The sequence below is a fragment of the Paenibacillus sp. NRS-1781 genome (assembly GCF_050467745.1).
Classification (GTDB): Bacteria; Bacillota; Bacilli; order Paenibacillales; family Paenibacillaceae; genus Paenibacillus; species Paenibacillus terrae_A.
The window spans coordinates 1-1776 of record NZ_JBITPI010000125.1 but is presented as its reverse complement, the minus strand read 5'-3'; the positions used below and the strand labels follow the sequence as shown (position 1 = coordinate 1776).

Below are 1776 nucleotides of genomic sequence, written 5' to 3'. Positions count from 1 at the left end.
TGCAAGTTTTGTAAGTGGTTCCCTTGTAGAAGGACCTGCAATAGCTAAAGTGACTAAAGGTAAAAGTGCGAGTACGGGCAAAACAGCAAAAGATATAATAAGCAAATGTAATTGCTTTACGGCGGGTACGAAGGTTCAAACAGATGAAGGGGAGAAAGCGATTGAGGAGATTGAGGTCGGGGATAGAGTCCTAGCCAAAGACGATGAGACAGGAGAAATGGCTTACAAGGAAGTTGAATGGCTCTTTCAGCGTGATGTTAAGGAAACATATAATATCACTGTCGGCGGCGAGATCATAACGACTACTGATGAGCATCCGTTTTGGATTGTCGGCAAAGGTTGGGTCAAATCCAAAGACCTATTGGTGGGCGATATTCTTACAACCTCGGCTGGCAAGGAATTAGCCATTGAGAAAATTGAGGTTAAGAAGGAACATGCTACTGTATATAATTTTATGGTAAAGGACTTCCATACGTACTTTGTATCGAATCTTGGAATTTGGACGCATAACAGTTGTGGTACTGGATGGATAAAACATGACACGTACAATGAAATTCGTAATAAGTTTGGTAAAGATGCAGTAGACAAGTTTACTGATGCTATGAATAAGGGATTAGTTAGTGGACAAGGGGCAAATGGAATCAAACTCCTTTCAGGAGATGGGGTTAAGGTAGGGGGTTCTTTCTTTAAATATGAAATTAAAATAAAAGGTAAGTATGGAGATTGGAGGGTTTATGGTAACTATGACGCGAAATTAAATCGAATTATATTTAATAAATTTGACAAAGGAAAGCATTAGAAAAGGTGTGTTGATAATTATGAATGTTGGGGAATTAAGAGAATGGATTATTAATAACAATATCGAACATCGTTCAATAGAGGGATTCTGGATTGCGTTTAATAATTATATGGAAGAATCTCCAGATGAGTTTAAAATCTATTTTAATTCTTTTAGTGAACAGTTTTTGGATATTAAAGTACAACAAGTAGCGCTGATGATTAGTGATTATCCAGAATATGAATCAATTCATGTTGTAACGTACATTCCAATTATTTATAATTCCAGAACGATCGGGCTGTTCAGATTGTTTTTCTCTCTTGATGGTGTAGTATATGATGATTATTTTACACTAGATTGATTTTTCTGACCTTGAGGAGTTATCCTCAAGGTCTTCCTTTTACCAGTACCTATTATCAAATGAATCTGGATCGGCTACACTTGGCTGGACAGAAAACATAAGGGCTAGTAAAAGGACTGTCAACACTAAACTCAGGCAAAAGAGTGTAGCTAATGTAACCGCGCTGCTGACGCGAATTGTACGACCTACTTCGTCCATGACGGACATTCGCTATGAAGCCTATACCAAGCAAATAGGCGTATACGGTACACAAGGCGTGTTTAAAGTGATTTCACGCGCAGATGTGTACAGTACAACGGCAGGTAACCGTTTTTTAAATCAAACGGATTTCACCTATTCGGGAGAGGATCTAGCCAGCTATGGCAAAAACGCCGAATGGACGGTGACTGCTACAGGAACACGTACAACGGAAACCTTCCATTTCGGTAAAACCTTTAGAGGAGAGCATGCGCCCGACAAATCGGTTCTTAACCGCTATGATCAAGAGGGAGATTCCACCGGGTATCATGTAGACTACACGTATAAGGACGCCATGGACTGGAATTTGCCTGCGCAAATGCGAGAGTCCTATACGGAGGGGGGTTCTTCATCCGAGCCTGTCACGACCTCCTATGAGTACAATGAATATGGTCTCCCT

Annotated in this window: 3 protein-coding genes; all 3 read left to right on the top strand. The window is 40.2% G+C overall.

Annotated elements, in window-relative coordinates; genetic code table 11:
* A partial coding sequence (locus ACIFO6_RS24260; protein WP_430044631.1) for a polymorphic toxin-type HINT domain-containing protein occupies positions 1–799 on the top strand: 799 nt, incomplete at its 5' end.
* Between the two features lie 19 nt (positions 800–818).
* On the top strand, positions 819–1139 hold the full coding sequence (locus ACIFO6_RS24255) for a hypothetical protein (RefSeq protein WP_430044629.1): 321 nt from the start codon (positions 819–821) through the stop codon (positions 1137–1139).
* Between the two features lie 196 nt (positions 1140–1335).
* On the top strand, positions 1336–1776 hold a 441-nt coding region (locus ACIFO6_RS24250), incomplete at its 3' end, for a hypothetical protein (RefSeq protein ID WP_430044627.1).